18 protein-coding genes, 3 tRNA genes and 1 pseudogene are annotated in these 16,165 nt (G+C 61.6%); 11 read left to right on the top strand and 11 right to left on the bottom strand.

Annotated elements, in window-relative coordinates:
* Positions 1-12: 12 nt before the first annotated feature.
* Positions 13-1,083 (bottom strand): polyamine ABC transporter substrate-binding protein, encoded by a 1,071-nt coding sequence (locus C9427_RS16535; RefSeq protein ID WP_107650210.1) that lies wholly within the window; start codon positions 1,081-1,083, stop codon positions 13-15.
* Positions 1,084-1,174: 91 nt separating this feature from the next.
* On the opposite strand from C9427_RS16535, the gene C9427_RS16530 reads away from it, so the two are divergent.
* Both C9427_RS16530 and C9427_RS16525 read left to right on the top strand, forming a co-directional pair.
* A complete protein-coding gene (locus tag C9427_RS16530) occupies positions 1,175-1,789 on the top strand; it encodes a TetR/AcrR family transcriptional regulator (RefSeq protein WP_107650209.1) in 615 nt (204 codons plus the stop codon).
* Positions 1,790-1,886: 97 nt separating this feature from the next.
* Entirely contained in the window at positions 1,887-3,773 is a 1,887-nt protein-coding gene (locus C9427_RS16525) for a diguanylate cyclase domain-containing protein (protein WP_107650208.1), read from the top strand.
* A gap of 71 nt (positions 3,774-3,844) precedes the next feature.
* Here the strand turns inward: C9427_RS16525 and C9427_RS16520 are convergent, their stop codons facing one another.
* The 3 genes from C9427_RS16520 to C9427_RS16510 all read right to left on the bottom strand — a co-directional run bounded on the left by C9427_RS16520 (position 3,845) and on the right by C9427_RS16510 (position 5,115).
* On the bottom strand, positions 3,845-4,489 hold the full coding sequence (locus tag C9427_RS16520; protein WP_107650407.1) for a cupin domain-containing protein: 645 nt from the start codon (positions 4,487-4,489) through the stop codon (positions 3,845-3,847).
* Between the two features lie 142 nt (positions 4,490-4,631).
* Positions 4,632-4,829, bottom strand: a complete 198-nt coding sequence (locus C9427_RS16515) for a hypothetical protein (protein WP_097574957.1) — start codon at positions 4,827-4,829, stop codon at positions 4,632-4,634.
* Positions 4,830-5,039: 210 nt separating this feature from the next.
* Positions 5,040-5,115 (bottom strand) — tRNA-Thr (locus tag C9427_RS16510).
* A gap of 156 nt (positions 5,116-5,271) precedes the next feature.
* On the opposite strand from C9427_RS16510, the gene C9427_RS16505 reads away from it, so the two are divergent.
* From C9427_RS16505 to C9427_RS16490, 4 genes are all read left to right on the top strand, one after another.
* Positions 5,272-5,439, top strand: coding sequence for a hypothetical protein (locus tag C9427_RS16505; protein ID WP_107650207.1), 168 nt, complete (start codon positions 5,272-5,274; stop codon positions 5,437-5,439).
* A 158-nt stretch (positions 5,440-5,597) separates the two neighbouring features.
* The gene (locus C9427_RS16500; protein WP_107650406.1) at positions 5,598-5,813 is read left to right on the top strand and encodes a hypothetical protein; all 216 of its coding nucleotides are present in this window, start codon (positions 5,598-5,600) and stop codon (positions 5,811-5,813) included.
* A 173-nt stretch (positions 5,814-5,986) separates the two neighbouring features.
* Complete coding sequence (locus C9427_RS16495; protein ID WP_107650405.1) at positions 5,987-6,286, top strand: BA14K family protein; 300 nt, start codon at positions 5,987-5,989, stop codon at positions 6,284-6,286.
* Between the two features lie 171 nt (positions 6,287-6,457).
* Positions 6,458-6,814 carry a hypothetical protein gene (locus tag C9427_RS16490; protein WP_107650206.1) on the top strand — a complete coding sequence of 119 codons (357 nt, stop codon included), beginning with the start codon at positions 6,458-6,460 and terminating at the stop codon, positions 6,812-6,814.
* Here C9427_RS16490 and C9427_RS16485 read toward each other — a convergent pair.
* Positions 6,811-7,281 (bottom strand): YbaK/EbsC family protein, encoded by a 471-nt coding sequence (locus C9427_RS16485; RefSeq protein ID WP_107650404.1) that lies wholly within the window; start codon positions 7,279-7,281, stop codon positions 6,811-6,813. The genes C9427_RS16490 and C9427_RS16485 overlap by 4 nt on opposite strands.
* A 55-nt stretch (positions 7,282-7,336) precedes the next feature.
* The gene (gene bhcR / locus C9427_RS16480; protein WP_107650205.1) at positions 7,337-8,221 is read right to left on the bottom strand and encodes an HTH-type transcriptional regulator BhcR; all 885 of its coding nucleotides are present in this window, start codon (positions 8,219-8,221) and stop codon (positions 7,337-7,339) included.
* 204 nt (positions 8,222-8,425) lie between these two features.
* On the opposite strand from bhcR, the gene gcl reads away from it, so the two are divergent.
* The 3 genes from gcl to C9427_RS16460 all read left to right on the top strand — a co-directional run bounded on the left by gcl (position 8,426) and on the right by C9427_RS16460 (position 12,150).
* Positions 8,426-10,207, top strand: a complete 1,782-nt coding sequence (gcl, locus tag C9427_RS16475; RefSeq protein ID WP_107650204.1) for a glyoxylate carboligase — start codon at positions 8,426-8,428, stop codon at positions 10,205-10,207.
* A gap of 26 nt (positions 10,208-10,233) precedes the next feature.
* Positions 10,234-11,031 (top strand): 2-oxo-tetronate isomerase, encoded by a 798-nt coding sequence (gene otnI / locus C9427_RS16470; RefSeq protein ID WP_107650203.1) that lies wholly within the window; start codon positions 10,234-10,236, stop codon positions 11,029-11,031.
* A 231-nt stretch (positions 11,032-11,262) separates the two neighbouring features.
* Positions 11,263-12,150 carry a 2-hydroxy-3-oxopropionate reductase gene (locus C9427_RS16460; protein ID WP_107650202.1) on the top strand — a complete coding sequence of 296 codons (888 nt, stop codon included), beginning with the start codon at positions 11,263-11,265 and terminating at the stop codon, positions 12,148-12,150.
* Positions 12,151-12,201: 51 nt separating this feature from the next.
* Here C9427_RS16460 and C9427_RS16455 read toward each other — a convergent pair whose 3' ends face one another.
* On the bottom strand, positions 12,202-13,044 hold the full coding sequence (locus C9427_RS16455) for a TrmH family RNA methyltransferase (RefSeq protein ID WP_107650201.1): 843 nt from the start codon (positions 13,042-13,044) through the stop codon (positions 12,202-12,204).
* Positions 13,045-13,242: 198 nt separating this feature from the next.
* Here C9427_RS16455 and C9427_RS16450 point away from each other — a divergent pair.
* Together C9427_RS16450 and C9427_RS16445 are read left to right on the top strand one after the other, a co-directional pair.
* Positions 13,243-13,327, top strand: a tRNA-Tyr gene (locus C9427_RS16450).
* A gap of 88 nt (positions 13,328-13,415) precedes the next feature.
* Positions 13,416-13,489 (top strand) — tRNA-Gly (locus C9427_RS16445).
* A gap of 28 nt (positions 13,490-13,517) precedes the next feature.
* Here C9427_RS16445 and C9427_RS16440 read toward each other — a convergent pair.
* The 4 genes and pseudogenes from C9427_RS16440 to C9427_RS16425 all read right to left on the bottom strand — a co-directional run.
* Positions 13,518-13,751: pseudogene (locus tag C9427_RS16440) on the bottom strand (YidB family protein); the annotation flags it as partial.
* Positions 13,706-14,377 (bottom strand): peptidoglycan recognition protein family protein, encoded by a 672-nt coding sequence (locus C9427_RS16435; RefSeq protein ID WP_107650200.1) that lies wholly within the window; start codon positions 14,375-14,377, stop codon positions 13,706-13,708. The pseudogene C9427_RS16440 and the gene C9427_RS16435, both read right to left, overlap by 46 nt.
* 143 nt (positions 14,378-14,520) lie before the next feature.
* A complete protein-coding gene (locus C9427_RS16430) occupies positions 14,521-14,949 on the bottom strand; it encodes a GFA family protein (RefSeq protein WP_107650199.1) in 429 nt (142 codons plus the stop codon).
* Between the two features lie 44 nt (positions 14,950-14,993).
* Positions 14,994-15,881, bottom strand: coding sequence for a DMT family transporter (locus C9427_RS16425; RefSeq protein WP_107650198.1), 888 nt, complete (start codon positions 15,879-15,881; stop codon positions 14,994-14,996).
* Between the last annotated feature and the right edge of the window lie 284 nt (positions 15,882-16,165).

Here is a 16,165-nt window from a genome sequence, read left to right as displayed (position 1 = left end):
ACCGGCAGCCGGTCATTGCGCCTGCAGCATTTCGGTCCAGACGTCCTGCATCTTCTTGTCGAGATCGGCGGTCGGCGCCGGATAGGACTGGGCGCGGGCGAGGAAGCCAGGCTGTTCGTCGAAGCGCAGGATCTTCTTCTGGTCGTCGGTGAGCGCTGCCTTGGCATTCGCCGGCATGCCCCAATAGCAGGAGGAGGTGGCAAGCCGCGCCTGGCCTTCCGGGCTCATGATGTACTGGATGAACTTCAGTGCCATGTCCTTGTTCTTTGAGTCCTTGAACATGGCCAACGACTGCGACCAGAGCACCGCACCCTCCTTCGGGATGGAGAAGTCGAGCGCCGGGTTTTCCTTGGCCAGCCCCGCCGTCACCCATTCGCCACCACCGACCAGGATATCGACCTCGCCGGTGGCCAGCGCGGTCTGGCTGGCGGTTACTTCGCCGACCAACTTGGCGTTGGCCTTCATCTTGAGAAGTTCGGCCTTGATGGCGGGAAGATCGGCTTCGGTCAGCTCCGCCGTCTTCTTGCCGATGGCCAATGCCGCCATGCCGATGACCGGCAGATAATAGTCGTAGATGGCGATCTTGCCCTTGTATTTGTCGCCGGTGAGGGCTGCCATCGACTGCATGTCGGCCGGATCGACCTTGGTCTTGTTGTAGCCGATCGTGTTGTAGCCGAACTTTTCGGTGATGCCGTAGCGCTTGCCGTCGACGACGGTGGAACCGTCCATCTTCACCTCTGGAAACAGATCGGCCAGCGGCAGTTTGTCTTCCGGCAAGGGTTCGAACAGGCCTTTTTCGACGCCGCGCGGGATGTCGATACTGTCGATCACCATCACGTCCCAGTCGCCGGGCTGCGACTGTTCGACGATCGCCAGGCCGGCGCCGGTGCCTTCGAACTCCTTGACATTGACCTTGACGCCATTGGCCTCCTCGAAAGGCTGCAGCAGCGCCGGGTCGGCATGATCGCACCAGATCAGCGCGTTGAGATCCGCGGCCTGGGCCCCGGTCGCGAGCAGCAGGGCCGCGGCCGCGGTTGCGGCACGCAGATGGGTTTTCAGAACGGACGTAAAATTCATGGACATCGAGTGTTCTCCCTTGCCTTAGTGGCTTGTTGCAAAAAATTGAACCAATTCTAAAATTGAGTCAATTCTGTTTTTGTGACAAACAGCCGATATGAGTGGATTGCGGGCAAGGCAAAAGGCGGACCGGCACCGCCGCATCATCGAGGCGGCGGCGGAGCTTTTCCGCGAGGCCGGCTATGAGGGCGCCAAGATCGAAACGATCGCCGCGCAGGCCGAAGTGTCGATCGGTACGATCTACAATTACTATGAGAACAAGGGCGACATCCTCGGCGCCATCGTCTCGATGGAGGTCAACGAGGTGCTCAATGCCGGGCGCGGCGTCGTTGCCAACCCGCCGGCCAATGTCGGCGATGCGCTGGATACGCTGCTCGGCATCTATATCGAGCATTCGCTGCATTATCTCAGCAAGGAGATGTGGCGTCAGGCGATGGCCATCTCGACGCAGCTTCCCGACAGCCCGTTCGGCCAGGCCTATACCGGGCTCGACCGGTCGCTGACCGAGCAGATCCGCGCGCTGATCGCCCGGCTGCAAGAGATCGGCCTGGCGCGCCGCGACATCGACGGGCCGGCGCTCGGCGAACTCATCTTCAACAACATGAACATGATGTTCATCGAATTCGTGAAGCGCGACGAAGCGAGGATCGCGGAGTTGCGCACGGCGATACGCCGGCAGAACCGGATTCTGGTGGCGGCGATTGCGGTTTGAAGATCCACTGCAAGTGATAAATTCACCATTCAATCAGATAAATAAATCGAAGTAACCAATCAGAAATTCGCCGCCATAGATAATACCTGCTGGTCTTATGCCGAAAGGTTCCGTGGTGGCTGTCTGGCAACCTCTCTTTGCGAATCTTGCCGCTTCCGCTGTCATGCTGGTTGCCTGGAGTTCTGTGGGCGATTTCGTGGCCCGGTTGAGCGAGACGCGCCAAAGGCTGCTGTTTGGCGTGGTAATGACCGCAGGCACCGTCGGCTCGATGATGATGGCCTTCGAGGCTTCCCCCGGCGTCTACAATGATTTTCGCGGGCCAATGATCGCCGTGACAGGCCTTTTCGGTGGGGTGCCCGCAGCCGTCATGGCAGCCGGGGCGGCCTTGATGTATCGCCTGTATCTCGGCGGAGCAGTCTTCTCGGGCGTTTTGGGCATTATGCTTGCCACGACCATCGGATTGCTTGGGTATGCTCTGCGTAGATCCCGGCGCATCCGATACCTCGACCTCGTATTCATGGCTGCCGCGGTTGCGACGTTGAGTTCGTTGCTTGTGCTGACGCTTCCCCTGGAAAAGCAGGCTGTCCTGATATCGCAGCTTTGGCAGCGTGTTTTGCTGGCGTTTGTGGCCACCCTGCTGCTGGGCGTTCTGCTTCTCCAGGAAATGCGGCGTCGCGAACTGTCCGTCGCCAACCAGCTTTTTCGCTCCATGGTCGACGCCTTGCCGGATTGCCTGAACATCAAAGGTGTCGATGGCCGGTTTCTGGCGGCAAATCCGGCGACTGCGAAACTGATGGGGGCGGCGAGCGCGGACGACCTTCTCGGCAAGACCGATTTCGATTTCTATCCGCCGGAACTCGCGAAACAGTTTCGTGACGACGAACTGGCGGTGCTGCGGGAGGGAAAGCACGCCAGCATCGAGCAGCCAGGCATTTTTGCCAATGGCTCGACAGGCTGGCTGTCGACCTTGAAGGCGCCGATGACGAACGATGTGGGCGATGTCATCGGGCTGATCACGCACAATCGCGATGTCACGCTGCGCAGGACGTTGCAGACAAAGCTCGAAGAGACCCAGGCCTATCTGGATCAGGCGCTTGAGAACATGAATGATGGGCTGGCGATGTACGATCCAGATGGCGTCATTCTGTTCTGCAACAATCGCTACAGGGAATTGTTTCCTCTCACGGCACATCTGCGCAAGCCGGGCGCCAGCTTCGCCGATATCATTCGGGCGTCGGTCAAGCTTGGCGAGGAGCCGCTTGGTCCTCGCAAAAGCCTGGACGATCGTCTGGCCGAAAAACTTGCGACGCTTCGCGAGGACGGCGAGACGCTGGTCGAACTCGGCGATGGCAGAACATTCGCCTTACGCACCAAGGTCCTGGCCAATGGCTGCACCGTGCAGACGATCTCTGATGTAACGGAGCGGCGGAGTTTCGAGAAGAGTCTCGAACGCCAGGCGCTGCACGATCCTCTCACCGGCCTGCCAAACCGCGCCTTCTTCAACCGCGAACTCAACAGGCTGGTCGACAAGGCGCGATCGGAGAGCGGCGAGCTTGTCGTCATGCTTCTCGACCTCGACCGCTTCAAGGAGGTCAACGACAATTTCGGGCATGCCGTGGGAGACATGCTTCTGGTCGAGATTGCCCGGCGTCTCGAGAAGGCGATCAGGCGCGGTGACATGGTTGCAAGACTGGGTGGCGATGAATTCGCCGTGCTGATGTATGGTCCCACGGACGGCACCGGCGACGTCAGCCTGGCGACACGGATCATGAAGAACCTGTCGCAGCCGCTGAAGATGGACGATGTCACCCTGCTTCCCGGCGGAACCATCGGTTATACCGTCTTTCCCAGGGATCAGGCAGATCCGGAAGGGCTGCTCAAGAATGCCGACAAGGCGCTCTATCAGGCCAAGGCAAGAGGCCGGGGCACCTGGAAGGCCTATGACCCAAATGCGGTTGCGACGACCGCCGCTCGACGCGGGTAAGGACGCGCCATAAAGGCGCGGCGATCATCAGCGGCATCGGCAACTCCGAAGCGACCACTACCTGCATCCGATCAAAATCGGGCAGCCGGAAGGCCTGCCAGAGCGAGGATTTCGGGGGCCGGCGTGATATGTCCGTGCGGTTTGCAGTAGCTTGGGTCGATCGCCCGATAGCCAAGCAGATTGGCGAGCGGCGCCAGGATTCCAAGCGCCACCTTCTGGATCGCGGGTGACGGCCGGGTGAAGACGATCACGTCGGCAAATTCCCTGGCGATTACCGCCGCCTGAAGCGGCGACGGCCTGCCTTTCTTGTCCACCTTGCCGGCATTGGCCAGGCCGAAGAGCATGCCGATCAGCAGCTCGAAACGGTTCGGGTCAATGTGGTCCGCGCCAGGCGCCCGGTCGAATTCAATCAGGACGTGCGCTTCATCGGTCTTGCTGCTGTTCCACCAATCGTGCGCCACGCCAGCCTCCACCGTTGCGGATTGGCCGGGCTCCAGGGAGAAAGTCTTGCCGGCGATGCGGGCGTCGAGCCGGCCGCTGACGACGGTGAACCGTTCGACCATGTTCGGGTGGAAGTGCTCGCCAACCACCGCGGCCCCCGGCCGGGCGGTCAAATGAGCGATGCCTGGTCCCTGGCCACGGTCTTCGGTGCCACGCAGGATCACGGCAAACTCGCCAGTCACCTTGTTCTCGTAGACATCCCCACAGCGTGACATGATGAGCTCGTAGCTCGGAACACCGGCGCATCCCGGTGCCGCACTCGCCACCATACGGCCAAAGCGACTGCTGTTTCAACGACGCTTGAAGTGACGATCGCGAAAACGCCCGCGCTGACTTCCCGCAAGTGCAATCGCGATTTTAGCGGGCATGCCTGGGCGGCCGCGCACGGGGAAACGGCACGATCGTCACTGGTGCCTTCCGGAACTCGGCGATGGCTATTTCCTCGATCAGCGCATCCAGCGCCTGGCTGACGCGTTGGCTCGTTTCGTCGATGCCGCTGAGACGGTTTTGCGCGCACTCCAAAAGCTCGCGCGCTGCCGCGAAGTCGCTTCGCATGACAACACCCATTGGTTCACCCATTGGTTTGGCCGCCGCACGGATATTGTCAGCGCGCTAAATTGAGCGATTACTAATATACACAGGAGAAATTTAATCGAATGGCATTGAATGGCCGTCCTCCTTCGCCAAGGCTTCGGAGGATAAAAGGACACTTCTTCATCTAACGAGCCGGGGTGGCCTGCCACCCGAAGCTCGAAGAGCGAAGGATGGTGCCCCCGGACGGAATCGAACCGCCGACCTTCGGTTTACAAAACCGCTGCTCTACCAGCTGAGCTACAAGGGCACGGCGCTCCGGTAGCATATTTGTTGCGCCAGTAAAGACAAAACTCCATTTTCGGTTATCGGCCGTGGTGCATGAGCTGCCGGGAGGGCATCCTGAAAACGGCCAATTCGCTTCCTATATCTGGTTGAGGTGCAATCGCTTGCGCGAGGGTGTCGCATGATCAGACTTGTCATCATTCTGCCGATCGTCGTGGTGGCCTGGCTTCTTCTGGTGAAACTCATCCGAGACCTGAAGAATGCCAATATCGACTGGACCGGGGTTACCACCATCGTCGGCTTCGTCGCGCTCGCCTTCTGGCTGCGCCACGTCACCGGCATGGGATGAGAGAGTGAGTAGGGAATAGTCAGTAGTGACTGCAACCTCCAATAGGAGGGCTCACCACTCACTACCGACTACTCACCAAAAAATCTCCGAACCTTTTGTCGCGTCGTGGCGACTGATCTCCGGAGGCGAATGGTCGCCTCGATCAAAAGGTGATCATCATGCTCAAGCGCACTCTTACGTCAGGCCTCGTTGCCATATTCGTTGCTACCGGCGCGCTCGCCGGCACCGTCCAGTCTTCGTCGGCCCACGGCAACCACCATCACAAACATCACAATCACAAGCATTATCACCACAAGCATCATCACAAGAAGCACCATAACAAGCATCACTGGTGGTGGCATCAGCACCACGGCAAGGTGATCATCTTCCTTTGATCAGGTGACCCGGTTCGTGAAAGGGCGGCTTCGGCCGCCCTTTTTGCATGATGTGCCGGCGAAGCTGCCGTCCGAAAAATTTTCAGAGGATCTTCGAACCTTTTTCCTTGCCGAAACGACTGACGGTCAAGGGGCGGATGGATCGCCTCTCGCAACGAAGCAAGGAGACCATCATGCGCACTTTCATTTCCAGCCTCATCGCCACCTCCGTCGCCGCCGCCATGCTGGCCGGCACCATTCAGCCTTCGGCTGCTCATGGCAGTCATCACAGGAGGCACCTTGGCATCGGCATCGCCGCCGGCGTCGGCGGCTTCCTGCTCGGCACAGCACTTGCCCAGCCGCGCACCGTCTATATCGAGGAGGAGGGCGGTTCCTGGCATGTCCGCCGCTGCCTCGATCGCTACCAGAGCTACGATCCCTACACCGACACCTATGTCGGCTACGACGGTTATCGCCACTATTGCCGGCTTTGAGAGCAGGGTGGACCGTTTCAGGCAAGGGAAGAAGGGGCACCCGCTGCCCCTTTTTCTGCTGTCTGGGTTGCGATGTTGAGCCCGGCACCGCAACCGGTTCCAGCGAGGGATGTACAGGGATTTTTCGACAGCTTAGTCTGGCGATGAAGCCACCAGAGGGGGGAGGGACGCTTGGACGAGCAAGAACCCAAGGCAGAGCAGATTGAGACGGATTTCCGCAACGGCTCGGTCACCACCGTCGGCATTCTACTGGCTTTCTCGCTGGGCTTCATCACGCATTGGGCCGCCAACCCGCTCCCTTGGGAAATCTATCACCTGGCAGCCGTCGTGCCGATTTTGATCGGCATTGCCTTGCAGATACGAGCGCTGCAGTTGCTGCTCGACACAACGTCTCTACAGCGACGCGTCTATGAACGCGCCATCCGCATCTTCCTCGCCGGCCTCATCTTCACCGCCTGCGGAGTTGGGCTGGCGATGCTGCTTGATTTCTACGACCTATCGACCAAGAGCGCGGTGCCCGGGGCCTAGCTCCGACCGTCCTGACAGATGTCGCACCATTCGGCGCCGGTCAGCGCTGCCATGCGCTCGACGCCTATTTTCACCGCTGCATTGGTTGCGCCGGCCGCCGGCACGACCTGATCATAGATACGCAGCGATACGTCGCAATAGACCGGCAACGGCGAGGCGAGGCCGAAGGGGCAGACGCCGCCAACCGGATGGCCGGTGATCTCGGCCACCTGCCCGGCATCGAGCATGCGCGGCTTGCCGCCAAATGCATCGCGCGATTTGCGGTTGTCGATGCGCGCGTCGCCGCGGGCGACGACCAGCATGACCCGGTCACCGACGCGCAGGCAGATGGTCTTGGCGATCTGTCCCGGCTCGACGCCGTGCGCCTCGGCGGCAAGCGCCACGGTCGCCGAGCTTGTCGGCGTTTCGATCACCTCGATGTCGGGGGCATGTTCGGCGAAGAAGGCTTTGACGGACTGGAGGCTCATGCGTCTTTTCGGCTGGCGGAAGATGGACGCAACCTTGGCCGTAGCCGCGCGGCTGTCAAGGTGAGCGCGCAGCGCCAATCTCGAAGAGTGAAGCCCGTTCGGCGGCGCGGCTTGGTGAAGAAGGGGGCGGCAGGCCGCCAATCATCCTGGTTATTTCCGTTGCGGCTTCGCGCACCAGCGGGCCGATCTCGGCCAGCCGCTCCGGCGTCACCCGCACCGTCGGCCCCGAGACCGAAACGCCGCCGATAGGCTCGCCGAACTCGTTGAAGATGGCCGCCGCAACACAGCGCATGCCCGGATGCCGTTCCTCATCGTCGACCGACCAGCCGCGCAGCTTGATCCTCACAAGGTCGTGCGCCAGTGCGGAGATGTCGGAAAGCGTGTTTTCGGTGAAGCGCTCCAGCCCGGCCTTGCGCAGGATGGTGGCGACACGGTCGGGATCCAGATGCGCCAGCACCGCCTTGCCGATGCCCGACGCATGGAAGGAACTGCGCGTGCCCGGCCGGAAGAAGGCGCGGATCGCCTGATGCGTCTCGACCTGGCTGACGAAGACGACGCAATCGTCCTCGGCGACGCCGAGATTGGCGGTTTCGCCGGTCTTTTCCATCAATTCCTGCATGACGATGCGGGCGCGATCGACCAGCTTGCGGCGGCGCAGGAACGCCGCGCCCATGCGATAGGTCTCGACGCCGATCGACCAGAGCTGGTCGGTGCCGTCGAACTCGACCATGCCGTGGTTCTCCAGCGTCGTCAGCATGCGGTAGGCGGTGGAGGCGGCCAGGCCGGAACTGGCGGCGATCTCGCTCAGCGACAGGCCGCTGCCTTCGGCGACGATGGCAAGGATGCGCAGCGCCCGGTCGAGCGACTGCACCGAGGTGGCCTCGGCGGGGCCATTGAAGGAGCGGGGCCGGCCACGCTGACGTTTTTCGCTCGTTTCCATGGCGCCAGTGTCGCCAAATCTCGCCAAACACGCAATGGAAAAGTTTTTCACCGGTCAGGGGAGGTCGATTTCTGGAAAACGGAAAGCACAACAAAATCAGCGGATACCGTCATTTTCTTAGAAATGAAAAAATATTCTGAAAAAATTGAAAAATAGCGGGAACGCTGTCATCCTTGGCCATCAACACATTTGCGGAGGCTTGCTATGGCCAGGATGCGCGCTGTCGACGCTGCGGTTCTCGTTCTCGAAAAGGAAGGCATCACCTCAGCCTTTGGTGTGCCGGGCGCGGCGATCAACCCGCTTTATTCGGCGCTGAAGGCGAGGGGCTCGATCCGCCACATCCTGGCGCGCCATGTCGAGGCCGCTTCGCATATGGCCGAAGGCTATACGCGGGCCAAGGCGGGCAATATCGGTCTGTGCATCGGCACCTCCGGCCCGGCCGGCACCGACATGATCACCGGGCTCTATTCGGCGGCGGCGGATTCGATCCCCATCCTGTGCATCACCGGCCAGGCGCCGCGGGCGCGGTTGAACAAGGAGGATTTCCAGGCCGTCGATATCGCCGCGATCGCGGCACCCGTGGCGAAATGGGCTGTTACCGTCATGGAGCCCTATCTGGTGCCGATGGCGCTGCAGAAGGCGTTTCACCTGATGCGCTCGTCGCGTCCGGGCCCGGTGCTGATCGACCTGCCGGTCGACGTGCAACTGGCCGAGATCGAGTTCGACATCGACGCCTATGAGCCGCTGGCGCCATTCAAGCCGGCGATGACGCGCGCCCAGGCCGAGAAGGCGCTGACGATGCTCAATGCAGCTGAAAAGCCGCTGATCGTCGCCGGCGGCGGCATCATCAATGCCGACGCGTCCGATCTCCTGATCGAATTCGCCGAGATTACCGGCGTGCCTGTCATCCCGACGCTGATGGGCTGGGGCGCGATCCCCGACGACCACCGGCTGATGGCTGGCATGTGCGGGCTGCAGACCTCGCATCGCTACGGCAATGCGACGATGCTCGAAGCAGACTTCGTCTTCGGCATCGGCAACCGCTGGGCCAACCGCCACACCGGTTCGGTCGACGTCTACACCAAGGGGAAAAAATTCATCCATGTCGATATCGAACCCACGCAGATCGGCCGCGTCTTCGCGCCGGATCTCGGCGTCGTCTCGGATGCGGGCGCGGCACTGAAGATGTTGCTCGACGTCGCCACCGAATGGAAGACGGCCGGCAGGCTGCGCGACTGGTCGGGCTGGGCCAGGGAATGCCAACAGCGCAAGAAGACGATGAAGCGCAAGACGCATTTCGACCAGGTGCCGCTGAAGCCGCAGCGCGTCTATGAGGAGATGAACAAGGCGTTCGGCCGCGACACCACCTATGTCACCACGATCGGCCTGTCGCAGATCGCCGGGGCGCAGTTCCTGCATGTCTACAAGCCGCGCAACTGGATCAATTGCGGCCAGGCCGGCCCGCTCGGCTGGACACTGCCGGCAGCGCTCGGCGTGCGCGCCGCCGATCCCGACCGTACCATCGTGGCGCTGTCCGGCGACTATGATTTCCAGTTCATGATCGAGGAACTGGCCGTCGGCGCGCAACACAAATTGCCCTACATCCACGTCGTCGTGAACAACGCCTATCTCGGCCTGATCCGCCAGGCGCAGCGCGGCTTTTCCATGGATTTCGAGGTCAGCCTCGCCTTCGAGAATATCAACCGGAAGGACGATCCCGAGGCCGGCTATGGCGTCGACCATGTAGCCGTTGCCGAGGCGATGGGCTGCAAGGCGGTCCGAGTGCGCAAACCGGAAGAGTTCGCTTCCGCCTTCAAGCAGGCGCAGCGGCTGATGAAGGAACATCAGGTTCCGGTCGTGCTGGAATTCATCCTTGAACGCGTCACCAACATTTCGATGGGCACCGAAATCGACAAGATTACCGAATTCGAGGAGCTTGCCGAAAGCCATGAGGATGCTCCAACCGCGATTGTGATGTTGGACTAAGATCTGCGGAGAAAAGGAGAAAAAGAATGCCGCGTTTTTCAGCCAATTTATCGATGCTCTTTGGCGAGCATGAATTCCTCGACCGCTTCGACGCGGCCGCCCGCGCCGGCTTCAAGGGGGTCGAATATGTCGGCCCCTATGACCATGCGCCCGAGATCGTGGCCGCCAGGCTGAAGAAGAACGGCCTCAGCCAAGTGCTGTTCAACCTGCCGGCCGGCGACTGGGCAAAAGGCGAGCGCGGCATCGCCGTGCTGCCGGATCGTGTGCCGGAATTCCGGCAAGGTATCGCCAAGGCGATCACCTATGCCCATGCGCTCGGCTGCGAGCAGGTCAACTGCCTTGCCGGCATCGCGCCACAGGGCGCCGATCGTGTGGTGCTGGAAAACGTCTTTGCCGACAACCTCGCCTTCGCGGCTGAGAAGCTGGAGCAGGCCGGCATTCGCCTGTTGATCGAGCCGATCAACACGCGCGACATTCCGGGCTTTTTTCTCAACTATTCGGACCAGGCGCTGGCGCTGATCGACCGCATCGGCTCGAAGAACCTGTTCCTGCAATACGACATCTATCACATGCAGATCATGGAGGGGGATCTCGCCCGTACCATCGAAGCCAATCTCGACCGCATCGCCCATATCCAGCTTGCGGACAATCCCGGCCGTCACGAGCCGGGGACGGGCGAGATCAATTTTCCTTTCCTGTACGAGCACATCGATCGCATTGGCTATTCCGGCTGGGTGGGGGCCGAATACAAGCCCAGGGCCGGGACGGAAGCGGGGCTGGGCTGGTTCAAGGAATTGGCCGGGCAGGGGAGTGCTGCGGCTTAAGTGCCGGCTTAAACGACTGAGTTCGAGTTCCTTCGCGCCTCCTCTGGCCTGCCGGCCATCTCCCCCACGAGGGGGGAGATTGGATGTCGCAGCCGCTTTCGCCAATTCTAGAGGTCGGGAAAGTTAAAAGCCGGCGCCGAAACTGCCGATCTCCCCACCCGTGGGGGAGATGGCCGGCAGGCCAGAGGGGGGCGCGAAGGAACGCGGCCCTTACAAAAGACGGAGAACAACATGGAAACCATCGGCTTCATCGGCCTCGGCATCATGGGCGCGCCGATGGCGGGGCATCTGCTCGATGCCGGCTACACAGTCGTGGCCAGCGACCACCGCTCGAAGCCGCCGGCCGATCTCGTCGCCAAGGGCCTGAAGACCGTCACCGGCCACGATGCCGTGGCCAAAGCCGCCGACATCGTCATCACCATGGTGCCTGACACGCCGCAGGTGGCCGACGTGCTGTTTGGCGACAAGGGCGTCGCGTCCGGTCTGACCAAGGGCAGGCTGGTCATCGACATGAGTTCGATCTCGCCGATCGCGACCAAGGAATTCGCCAGCAAGATCAACGATCTTGGCTGCGACTATCTCGATGCGCCGGTCTCGGGCGGCGAGGTTGGCGCCAAGGCGGCGTCGTTGACCATCATGGTCGGTGGCGAGGAAAAGGCCTTCGAACGCGCCAGGCCCGTCTTCGAGAAGATGGGCAAGAACATCACCCTGGTCGGACCGAACGGCGTCGGCCAGACCACCAAGGTCGCCAACCAGATCGTCGTCGCGCTGACCATTGAAGCCGTCGCCGAAGCGCTTGTTTTTGCGTCAAAAGCCGGCGCCGACCCGGCCAAGGTCAGGCAGGCGCTGATGGGCGGGCTGGCAGCCTCGCGCATCCTCGAAGTGCATGGCGAGCGCATGGTCAAGCGCACCTTCGCGCCGGGCTTCCGCATCGAACTGCACCAGAAGGATCTCAATCTCGCCCTGGAAGGGGCAAAGGCGCTTGGCGTAGCGCTACCCAACACCTCGACGACGCAGCAGCTGTTCAACTCCTGTGCCGCCAATGGCGGCGCCAAGGAGGATCATTCGGCCCTGGTGAGAGCGCTGGAGCGGATGGCGGGGCATGAAGTAGGGCAGTAGGGCAGGCCTATTCACAGCGACTTGTCCCTACTCCCTTACTGCCCTACTCCCCTAACCCAAGAATTTCCTTGCCGCATAGAGGCTCACCGCCGCCGCGTTCGACACGTTGAGCGAGCGGATGGCTCCGGGCATGTCGAGCCGGGCCAGCGTCGTCACCGTCTCGCGCGTCTTCTGGCGCAGGCCCTTGCCTTCGGCGCCGAGCACCAGCGCTATTCTGTCGCCGGAAAAGCTCTTTTCAAGCTCCGCCGGCCCGTCCGAATCGAGACCGACGGTCTGGAATCCGGCCTCGTGAAGCTGGCCGAGCGCATCGGCGAGGTTCTTCACCTCGATCTGGTCGATATGCTCAAGCGCGCCGGAGGCGGATTTCGCCAGCACGCCGGATTCCTGCGGGCTGTGGCGGGCCGTGGTGATCAGCGCGCCGGCGCCGAAGGCGACCGCCGAGCGCAGAATGGCGCCGACATTGTGCGGGTCGGTGACCTGGTCGAGCACCAGCACCAGTTTTGTGTCGCCGAGCGCATCGAGGCGTTTCGGCTTCAGCGGCTCGGCCTCGACCAGCACGCCCTGATGCACGGCGTCCGAACCGGTGATCCTGTCGATCTCCCTGGGTTCGACCAGCTCAGCCTTGAAGGGCAAGGCGGCGAGGTCGGCGAGCGCCAGCCGCTCGGCCGCGTTGCGCGTCACCAGCATTTTACTGATCTTGCGGCGCGGATTGTCGAGCGCCGCCCGCACGGTATGCAGGCCGTAGAGCCGCACCAGCCCGTCGGCGGCGTTTTCGCCCGGCGGTACAGGCTGGCGAGGCTTGAATGCCGGCGTGCCGCCGCTTTTCTCGTCGCGAAAGGCGCGGCGCAGCTTGGCGTAGTGAGTGTCTTTCGGGGTGTTGGAATTGTTGCTCATGGCCGGCTTCTATAGCCGTCTCCTCCGGCCAAGGATATGCCCTGTCGCCGCAGCCGGCGAACAACATCGAAAAACCCTGGCTGCGCGGTTGACACCCAATGGGCTTGCCGCCATAAGGCGCTTCGCTGGTTTCGGAGAAGACACAACTCGGGTCCGAATTGGCTCGAATGCCTCGTTGCATGGCTCCGGCGGCAGACTGGAGAGGTGCCCGAGTGGTTAAAGGGGACGGACTGTAAATCCGTTAGCTTAGCTTACGTTGGTTCGAATCCAACCCTCTCCACCACTGCCGGCCCGGAAGCCCTGAAACGTGAAAGCATCGGACCGAAAGTGCATGGCGCTTTTCGGGTGAATCCGGTACTTCAGTACAAGGCGCGGGTATAGCTCAGTGGTAGAGCAGCAGCCTTCCAAGCTGAATATGCGGGTTCGATTCCCGCTACCCGCTCCAGTTTCCCATTACAAAATCAAGGCGTGCTCTAGCTGTTGAAGGCGGATGCAACCTGATGCTGCGGCGGCACCTGTCCGTTCGGCGTCAGCTTGTCGACGATGCCAGGCAAGGCAGCGGACAGTTGCTTGAGCACATCCTGCTCGCTCATCCCCGACCTTTGCGCGATCTCGCGGATGATCTGTGGACCCAGCGCATTGCCCAGATCCTTGGCGTTGTCTACCTCATCCGCTTCAAGATCTCCCGCACCAGCGTGTTGAAGCCGGCGGCGAGCCCTTTGGCGAGGATTGGCCACAATTCATCGAGCAGGCGCCTGATGGCTGTTTCGAGGGCCGTGTCACGCCCGGGTCTGATCGACAGATTGGGCATCGCGCCCATCGCCACCATCACGTCCTTGCGCAACCGGTCGCCGCAGGCTCTCGGGCCGACGACCGACGGGTCGAAGGGCAGCCGGGCAAAATCCCATTTTCCCTGCTGCTTGATGCCCAGCGTGCTTTCGATCTCGGCATGGGAGAGTACCGTCCTGGGCGAGACCTTGATGCGATAATATTTGCAGAGTTCGGCGACGACGACGGCCAGCGCATCCCACTGTGTCTTCGTCATCGGGTAGCGGCCGGCATTGAACGGCCTTTCCTCCGCTCCCGCCATGCAGCAGAGCGAGATGCCGATCGAGCCGCTGTTGCAGTTGAGCGTGTGGGCCGCGTATCCCGATTTTACCCTGCCGGAATTGAGCGCAATGGAAGGCCGGCCCCTGACGAGGCCGCCATTGCCCTCGACCAGAATATGATAGGCGTCCTTGTCGGTCTCGCCCGCCGAATGCGAGCCGGCCGTCCAATGGCAGACGACCCGCTTCATCACAACGTTGGGCATCCAGTCCGGCGGCAGCGCCACAGCAAATCCCCGCAACAAATCTGGCGAACGGGATCACTATAATTTCTCTGAGGGAGAATGCGAAAACGAAACGATAATTTGGTTGAGCGTTTCTAACACTTGGCGCTCGGCGGATACTCTATCGAAGGCCTTGACCGCTACGTTTAGCTATCCGTCACATGTTCTTCATATTGGGGCAGGTCGTCGGTGATTGTGAACCACTGTGCCTTGGAGCCGACAAAGATATGCTGCGTCGGGCGGATGGCCGGTTCGTCGACGAGGGTCCCCATCGCGACGTGGACAAAGACGCCGTCGCGGACGACCGAATAGAGCAGCGAACCGCATGATTTGCAGTGCACATCATGGTTGGTTCCGTCGCCGAAGATCAGCAGATTGTCCTCGCCCTTGGTCAGGCTGAGCTTCTCCCGCTCGATACCGGCAAACGGCTTGAAGGCAGAGCCGGTCGTGCGCCGGCAGTTCGAGCAATGGCAGTTCGCGGCGTAGATGAACTCGTCCGCCACCGCGTAGTGAACGGCGCCGCACAGGCATTTTCCGGTGAGCGCGCGATTGCTGGCATTCTTCTGGCTGGTCACCGGGCCTCTCCATTCAGCTAATCGACCGCATGGCTGAGCACAGGCTAGGCGACGACGGCCAGCCGGCGCTTGCGCTCGTCGAGCGACACGATGGTCAGCCCGCTGGCCACCACCAGCAGGATGCCGCAGACCGCCAGTGCATTCGGGAACTGACCGAACACCACGAGGCCTGAAATGACCGCCCAGACGGTGAAGCTGTAATAGAATGGCGCCACCGCGCTCGTGGGCCCGACGCGATAGGCCATGAAGATGAAGAAATGGCCGAAGATCAGGAACAGCCCGGCGCCGGCGATCAGCAGCAGATGATGGCCCGCGGGCGCCGCCCATTGCTCGGTCGCTACATGCGCGATGCCCGCGCCGACCAGCACCACCACGACGGCGGAAATGGCGACGATCATGCCTGGCACTTCCGCGGCGACCTTGCGCCCGGCGAGATCGCGCGCGGCGGCGAGCGCCGCATTGCCGAGCGCCAGCGCTGCATAGACCGAGATGCCTTGCATCGTCGGTTGCGCCACCATGAGCGCACCGATGAAGCCGAGCCCGATCAGCGCCATGCGCATGCCGCCGATCCGCTCGCCGAACAGGATCGAGGAGCCGACCAGCATGAGCAGCGGCGTGATCTGCCCAAGCGCGGTCGAATCGGCGATCTGCATGTTGGCGAGCGCCACCACATAGCAAAGGATCGCACCCAGTTCGAGGACGTTCCTGTGCAAGACTTTCCTGTCCAGGATCAGCGGGATCTGCCTGCTATAGCCGAGCAGGAACAACAGCGGCATGCCCCACAGCGTGGCCGCCATGCCGCGCAGGAACAACACCTCGTAGGGCGGCAGGCCAACGGTGGCGAGCTTCATCATCGTATCGTTGACCAGATACGACCCGGTCGAGACGATCATGAACAGCGGGCCGCGAATGGAGCTGGGAATGAACTGCATCGGTCGAACAAATCAGACGGATGCCGCGGCGGCAATGGGCCAGGCTTGCGCTGTGATTCCGGCAAGGGCAGGGGGCAATGCGGCCTTCGACGCGTCGGGTGCTGCCTATTTCATTTCCCGGCTGGCGTTCCTATATCCGCGCCATATCCCCCGAAAATCGGATCATGGGTTCGGACCGGGCGGGTGAGCGCTTCGCCACAAGGCACTTGTGTTTTCCGGCCGTTGTCGCTAATCGCCCCGCATTCGACTGAACTGAAGGTCCAGGCCGTCCAAGGAAAGAGACT

The sequence above is a fragment of the Mesorhizobium helmanticense genome, from assembly GCF_003034915.1.
GTDB classification, from domain to species: Bacteria; Pseudomonadota; Alphaproteobacteria; order Rhizobiales; family Rhizobiaceae; genus Mesorhizobium; species Mesorhizobium helmanticense.
The sequence above is the reverse complement of the archived record's forward strand: the minus strand, read 5'-3'. Positions and strand labels throughout refer to the sequence as shown.

Coding starts and splice junctions, on each gene's coding strand:
- C9427_RS16535 (WP_107650210.1), bottom strand. CDS start 1,083: ATGTCCATGAATTTTACGTCCGTTCTGAAAACCCATCTGCGTGCCGCA.
- C9427_RS16530 (WP_107650209.1), top strand. CDS start 1,175: ATGAGTGGATTGCGGGCAAGGCAAAAGGCGGACCGGCACCGCCGCATC.
- C9427_RS16525 (WP_107650208.1), top strand. CDS start 1,887: ATGCCGAAAGGTTCCGTGGTGGCTGTCTGGCAACCTCTCTTTGCGAAT.
- C9427_RS16520 (WP_107650407.1), bottom strand. CDS start 4,489: ATGTCACGCTGTGGGGATGTCTACGAGAACAAGGTGACTGGCGAGTTT.
- C9427_RS16515 (WP_097574957.1), bottom strand. CDS start 4,829: ATGCGAAGCGACTTCGCGGCAGCGCGCGAGCTTTTGGAGTGCGCGCAA.
- C9427_RS16505 (WP_107650207.1), top strand. CDS start 5,272: ATGATCAGACTTGTCATCATTCTGCCGATCGTCGTGGTGGCCTGGCTT.
- C9427_RS16500 (WP_107650406.1), top strand. CDS start 5,598: ATGCTCAAGCGCACTCTTACGTCAGGCCTCGTTGCCATATTCGTTGCT.
- C9427_RS16495 (WP_107650405.1), top strand. CDS start 5,987: ATGCGCACTTTCATTTCCAGCCTCATCGCCACCTCCGTCGCCGCCGCC.
- C9427_RS16485 (WP_107650404.1), bottom strand. CDS start 7,281: ATGAGCCTCCAGTCCGTCAAAGCCTTCTTCGCCGAACATGCCCCCGAC.
- bhcR (WP_107650205.1), bottom strand. CDS start 8,221: ATGGAAACGAGCGAAAAACGTCAGCGTGGCCGGCCCCGCTCCTTCAAT.
- gcl (WP_107650204.1), top strand. CDS start 8,426: ATGGCCAGGATGCGCGCTGTCGACGCTGCGGTTCTCGTTCTCGAAAAG.
- otnI (WP_107650203.1), top strand. CDS start 10,234: ATGCCGCGTTTTTCAGCCAATTTATCGATGCTCTTTGGCGAGCATGAA.
- C9427_RS16460 (WP_107650202.1), top strand. CDS start 11,263: ATGGAAACCATCGGCTTCATCGGCCTCGGCATCATGGGCGCGCCGATG.
- C9427_RS16455 (WP_107650201.1), bottom strand. CDS start 13,044: ATGAGCAACAATTCCAACACCCCGAAAGACACTCACTACGCCAAGCTG.
- C9427_RS16425 (WP_107650198.1), bottom strand. CDS start 15,881: ATGCAGTTCATTCCCAGCTCCATTCGCGGCCCGCTGTTCATGATCGTC.